The organism is Xanthomonas sp. SHU 308 (genome assembly GCF_000364645.1).
Lineage (GTDB): Bacteria > Pseudomonadota > Gammaproteobacteria > Xanthomonadales > Xanthomonadaceae > Xanthomonas_A > Xanthomonas_A sontii.
The window spans coordinates 1-5,567 of the sequence record NZ_AQOK01000044.1; the positions used below are offsets into that span (position 1 = coordinate 1).

The 5,567-nt window shown below is 68.7% G+C and carries 4 protein-coding genes and 2 pseudogenes; 4 read left to right on the forward strand and 2 right to left on the reverse strand.

Translation table 11 applies throughout. The annotated features are described in order from the left end of the window. From D588_RS23800 to D588_RS28105, 3 genes and pseudogenes are all read left to right on the forward strand, one after another. Positions 1-590 (forward strand): DUF763 domain-containing protein (locus D588_RS23800; RefSeq protein ID WP_017914817.1); only part of this gene is annotated, 590 nt, incomplete at its 5' end. Between the two features lie 298 nt (positions 591-888). Next, on the forward strand, positions 889-1,530 hold the full coding sequence (locus D588_RS0102275; RefSeq protein ID WP_232764198.1) for a phosphatase PAP2 family protein: 642 nt from the start codon (positions 889-891) through the stop codon (positions 1,528-1,530). A gap of 124 nt (positions 1,531-1,654) precedes the next feature. Next, positions 1,655-2,170 (forward strand): annotated as a pseudogene (locus tag D588_RS28105) (DUF6496 domain-containing protein); the annotation flags it as partial. Positions 2,171-2,537: 367 nt separating this feature from the next. Here the strand turns inward: D588_RS28105 and D588_RS0102285 are convergent. Beyond that, positions 2,538-2,888: a nucleotide pyrophosphohydrolase gene (locus D588_RS0102285; protein WP_017914820.1), complete on the reverse strand. Its 351-nt coding sequence runs from the start codon at positions 2,886-2,888 to the stop codon at positions 2,538-2,540. Positions 2,889-3,041: 153 nt separating this feature from the next. Here D588_RS0102285 and D588_RS0102290 point away from each other — a divergent pair, with 153 nt between their 5' ends. Then, entirely contained in the window at positions 3,042-4,205 is a 1,164-nt protein-coding gene (locus D588_RS0102290) for a zinc-dependent alcohol dehydrogenase (protein WP_017910142.1), read from the forward strand. A gap of 814 nt (positions 4,206-5,019) precedes the next feature. On the opposite strand, the pseudogene D588_RS0102295 reads toward D588_RS0102290, so the two are convergent. Next, a pseudogene (locus D588_RS0102295) lies at positions 5,020-5,567 on the reverse strand (catalase HPII); the annotation flags it as partial.

A 5,567-nucleotide genomic window follows, 5' to 3' on the forward strand; every position in this document is an offset into this window, starting at 1 on the left:
TGGAGACCGGCGACCTGTTCGCGCCGGCGGCCGCCACGGTGCCCGAGCGCCGGCCGGCCGACCTGCCGCATCTGTCGCTGCCCGACCACCACGACGTGCGCGGCAGCGACATCGTGGTGCGGCGACTGCACGGTGCGCTGGCCGCCGCTGCCGAATGCGGGCCGCGCGATTTCGCCGACCTGCTGCAGGTGCCGGGCGTCGGTGCGCGCACGGTGCGCGCGCTGGCGCTGGTGGCCGAGGTGCTGCACGGCGCGCCGTGCCGTTTCAGCGATCCGGCACGGTTCTCGCTGGCCCATGGCGGCAAGGACCGGCATCCGTTTCCGGTGCCGACGCGGGTCTACGACCACACCATCGGCGTGCTCAAGACGGCGGTGGCGCAGGCCAAGCTGGGCCGCGAAGAGAAACTGGACGCGATCCGCCGCCTGGACGCGCAGGCGCGCCTGCTCGAACCGACCGCGCGCGGGCCGTCGGTGGACGACTACATCGCCGAGGAACGCGCGCAGTCGCATGCCTATGGCGGGCGCAGTGTGTTCGGCTGGGAGCCGGCGCCGGAGGCTGTGGCGGAGAGACGCACCGCACGCGCAAAGTAAGAGCTCGGCTAGTGGCCTGGCTACGACGCGATCGAACCGGCTGTCGGGTGTCGTGCAGGCGTCGACGGCGATTCGCCCGCGATGCGCGAATCCATCTGCGCAACCGACCTCGTTGCAGTCGGGACTGAAGTCCCTCCCACAAGCAGGGACTTGTGGTCAGCGCTGCCGTCGGCACTCGCGCACAAGATCACGGTTGCGCCTCTCCGGGAGTCCGCTGTCATGCCATAGCGCTGGTCGGAGGAGGGAACGCGGTCTGAGCGCGTGCCAGGTTCCTCCCGTTCGAGCGATCGCCCGTATCATGGCCGCCCCCGGCGCACGGCGTCGGGGGCTCCGAACGACGCGTACGCCGAAGGACGTTTTTCCCAGCATGTGGTCTGCCATCAGCAACTTCGGCGACGCGGCGATGACGCTGCCGCTCGCGCTCGTCTGCGCACTGTGGCTGGCGCTGGGTAGCGCGGGATGGCGTGCCGCGGCGACGTGGCTTGGCCTGCTGGCGAGCGCCGCGGCCCTGGTCGGGGCGACCAAGATTCTCTACGCCGGCTGTGGGGTGGAGCTGCGCGCGCTGCAGTTCCGGGTGATCAGTGGACACACCATGCTCGCCGCCTGCGTATGGCCGATGGTTTGCATGCTGTGCCTGCGCGCCCGTCCGCGGCCGCGGCTGGCGATCGCCTGCGGTTTCGCCATCGCCAGCGTGATCGCCATTGCCCGCGTCTACGCGCGAGCGCACAGTCTGTCCGAGGTCGCGGCCGGTGTGGTGGTCGGGGCCGCGACGACGGCGTGCTATCTGCAGTGGCGCGGTGCGCCGCAGTTGCCCGCGCGCCTGCGCATGTGCGCCATCGTGTCGGTGGTCCTGGTCGGCGCGTTGATGTACGGACGCCACGCGCCGATCCAGCATGCCATCCAGACCTATTCGCCGGCGTTGTGCGGTCGCGACAGCTGATGGCGCCGTCTTCCGCGTGCAGACATATGCACGTGCGCTTCGCCTGTCGTATGCCTGCTCTTGACCTGCGCGTTGCTACACCCGGAGCCGATGGCCGTCGTGGCCGCTTTCAGGAGATGTATCGATGCCGGAGCAATCCACCACCACCCGTGCGCGCCGCGCCAAGCGCAAAGGCAAGGCCGGCACGACCCAGGCCGGCGAGTTCGTGCGCGAGGAGATCGACCGCGTGCGCGAGGGCAAGACCCAGGTGAAGTCGACCAAGCAGGCGATCGCCATCGGCCTGTCCAAGGCGCGCCGCGCGGGAGTCAAGACCGGTGCGTCGAAGACCGCGTCGAAAGCCACCAAGAAGAAGGTTGCGCAGGAAGAGGCCAAGGGCGGCAAGCAGGCCAAGCCGTCGCCAACGCGCTCGCGCGGCGCCAAGAAGGCGCTGAAGACCGCCAGCAAGAGCAAGAGCGCGACGCAGACCGTGGGCAGCGAGGCGCTGTCGACGCAGACCAAGCGCGCAGCGAAGAAGCGCAGTGCCAGCAGCCGCTCGGCCGCGGCGAAGAAGGCCGCGCAGACCAAGGGAGCGACGGTGCGCAAGAGCGCTGCCAAGAAGGCTGCGAAGACCCGGGCCAAACAGGCCGGTACGCGAACGGCTGCCGCCAAGAAGCGCACGGCGAAGACCGCTTCGGCCAGGAAGACGCCGGCCAAGAAGGCCGCGAGCAAGAAGGCGGCGAGCAAGACTTCTTCGGCAAAGAAGACTGCGACCAAGAAGACGGCCTCGAAGAAGACGGCATCCAGGAAGACAGCGTCGAAAAAGTCGACGGCGAAAACCGCGGTCGCCAGAAAGACGCCAGCGAAGAAGAGCGCATCCAGCAAGCGTAAGACCAGCAAGCGCGCAGGCAAGACGTCGTCCGCGCGCACACGCGGTTCGCGCTCGAGCGGCTAGTCGCTCCATGGCGCGCGGCGGCGGATGCCACCGCCGCGCGTCGACGCATCCGCGATCGGCGCGACTCGCCGGGGTCTTACAGCTCGGTGTACTTGGTGATGCGGCACTTGGCGCGCTCCACCGGATACTTGGCGGCGTTGGCCAGCATCTTGCGCTGCGCGGCGTCGATCGGATCGATCTCCAGCTTGTCGCACAACTGGACCAGATACAGCAGCACGTCGGCGATCTCGCTGCCGACCTGCTGCTTTTTTTCTGCAGACAGTTGCTTGCTCTGCGCATCGTCCAGCCACTGGAAGTGCTCCAGCAATTCCGCCGCTTCCACCGACAGCGCCGCGGCGAGATTGCGCGGACTGTGGAACTGACCCCAGTCGCGGGCGTCGGCGAAGGCGCGCTGGGCGGCCTGCAGGTCGTGGAGGCTGTCGGGCATGGCATCGGCTCGCAGTGGGGACGGCGCATGGTAAAGCAGCAATCACGCGCGCAGGCGCTGCGGTCGCGACATCGGACTCACGGCGTGGTCACCGACGATGCACGGCATCGGCGGCGACACTGCGGGCACGTTCGCAGACGAAAGGACCTACCCATGCAAGCTCTGACCTATCACGGCACCCGGGACGTGCGCGTGGAAACCGTTCCCGACCCGGTGCTGGTCGAGACCGACGACATCATCCTGCGCGTCACCGCCACCGCGATCTGCGGCTCGGACCTGCACCTGTACCGCGGTAAGATCCCCGATCTGCACACCGGCGACGTGCTCGGGCACGAGTTCATGGGCGTGGTGGAAGACGTCGGCCCGGACGTGCAGCGGGTGAAGAAGGGCGACCGCGTGGTGATCCCGTTCGTGATCGCCTGCGGCGAGTGCTTCCATTGCCGCCTGACCGAATACGCCGCCTGCGAGACCACCAACACCGGCAAGGGCGCGGCGCTGAACCAGAAGGGCATCCGCCCGCCGGCGGCGCTGTTCGGCTACAGCCATCTGTACGGCGGCGTGGCCGGTGGCCAGGCGGAGTACGTGCGCGTGCCCAAGGCCAATGTCGGCCCGTTGGTGGTGCCGGACGTGTTGCATGACGAGCAGGTGCTGTTCCTGTCCGACATCCTGCCCACGGGCTACCAGGCGGCGGTCAACGCGGGCGTGCGTCAGGGCAGTACCGTGGCGATCTTCGGCGCCGGCCCGGTCGGGCTGATGACCGCGGCCTGCTGCCGCATGCTCGGCGCCGAGCGGATTTTCATGGTCGATCGCTATGCGTACCGGCTCGACTTCGCGCAGCGCACCTACGGGGTGATTCCGCTGAACTTCGAGGAAATCGACGATCCGGCCGACATCATCGTCGGCCAGACCGACGGGCGTGGCGTGGACGCCAGCATCGACGCGGTGGGCTTCGAAGCCAAGGGCAGCACGGTGGAGACGGTGATGGCCACGCTTAAGCTGGAAGGCAGCAGCGGCACGGCGCTGCGCCAGTGCATCGCCGCCACCCGCCGCGGTGGCACGGTCAGCGTGCCGGGCGTGTATGCCGGCTTCATCCACGGCTTCCTGTTCGGCGATGCCTTCGACAAGGGGCTGAGCTTCAAGATGGGCCAGACCCATGTGCAGCGTTTCATGCCCGAACTGCTGGAGCACATCGGCGAGGGCCGGCTGCGGCCCAACGAGATCATCACCCACCGCCTGAGCCTGGCCGAGGCGGCGCAGGGGTATTCGATCTTCGACAAGAAGGAGCAGGACTGCCGCAAGGTGATCCTGACGCCGTGACCGTGGTGTGGCCGGGTGCCCCATGGCGGGTCACCCGGCCCGCGCCTGAAGGTGTCGGAACGGGTGTAAAGCATGGTGCGTTGCACCACCTGCGAGGCGGTCCTGCGCCCCTGGGCATGGGCGTTCGGCCTGCCTGGCGCGAATGGGGGACATAGCGCCAACCGTCCGTCGCGAACAGGTGAAGATTTCACGCCTCCTTCACCTTGCTCCGATGTAGATGCGCCGCCCCGAGGCTCGGGATAAGTTTTTCCCGCCGTCGCCGTCAGGCGCCCACGCAGGAGTGGCCCTCCTGCTTCTTGTCAAGTGCGTGACAAGCTTTTTGACCGCGAATCAATGACTTGGATGTTTCGATGCGGTGCGGGTGGCATCGGTGGCTTGTCCACAGGGGGTGTGGATGACTTCTGCATAAGGTTGTGGATAAGGCCGATGCCGGCCCGTGACACAACAGTGTCAAGAGGGGTGGCGAAAAATTGACCAGGCGATTTTGCGGCCGCCAGTGGGCCGCACCTTGGGGCCTGTGCCGTGACCTCGCAGGGGGCATATCGGGGGCGTAGTCGGGGCGGTGGCGACGGGCGCCGATCGCCTCGCGGTCGTATCGGTGCCTGTGCGGCACGGCAGTCCGGAGCACGCGCGGGGGCGACTATCAGGCGAGGGCGTGGCTGCCCCGGGGCGATGGCAGTGCCAGCGTGCCGAAGATCCTGGATCGCGACCAGCGTGTGGCCCCGGGTTCCGCGTGAAGCCGGCGCCCTGTCAGCTTTCCCGGCATCGCCATGGCGCCAGCCGTGCGGCGCCATGGCGGAAACCGCTGCCCTGCTCAGGCCAGCAGGCGCAGCTTCGGCTCGCGGCTCCACTGGCGGGTCTTGGCCGCGGTCACGAAGCCCTTGCTGTCGCTGGCTTCGACCACCCCGGCATCCTTCTGCACATTGCCGGCCTTCAGCAGCGGCTGCGCGCCGGCGTCGGCGGCGATCGCCTTGAGGTGGGCGAAAGCGTTGCTGACGAAGTCGATGGCCGCCGACTCCTTGCTCAGCCGCTTGCCGGCCTCGGCCGACAGCACCACCGCCACCGCGTCGAACACGAACGAGGGTGTGCCGGCCAACTGGCCGTCGGCGGCCAGGCGCTTGCCGTCGCTGAGGACGGCGCCCCCTAGCTTGGGCGCGACGATCTTGACCGCCGCGCCGGCGTCGGTGGCGGCCTTGCGCAGGTCGCGCACCAGTTTCGCGTCCGAGCCCTCGTCGATCAGGATGCCGATCGCGCGGCCCTGCAGGGTCGGCTTCATGCGGCCGATGAGCTGCAGCGCCGGCGACAGCGGCAGGTCCTGCGGCGCGACCGCGGCCGGCGGCGCCGGCGGCAGCGCGTCCAGGC

Bases quoted from the DNA above. Each gene is read 5' to 3' on its own strand.
- D588_RS0102275 (WP_232764198.1), top strand. From the start codon at position 889: ATGGCCGCCCCCGGCGCACGGCGTCGGGGGCTCCGAACGACGCGTACG.
- D588_RS0102290 (WP_017910142.1), top strand. From the start codon at position 3,042: ATGCAAGCTCTGACCTATCACGGCACCCGGGACGTGCGCGTGGAAACC.
- D588_RS0102285 (WP_017914820.1), bottom strand. From the start codon at position 2,888: ATGCCCGACAGCCTCCACGACCTGCAGGCCGCCCAGCGCGCCTTCGCC.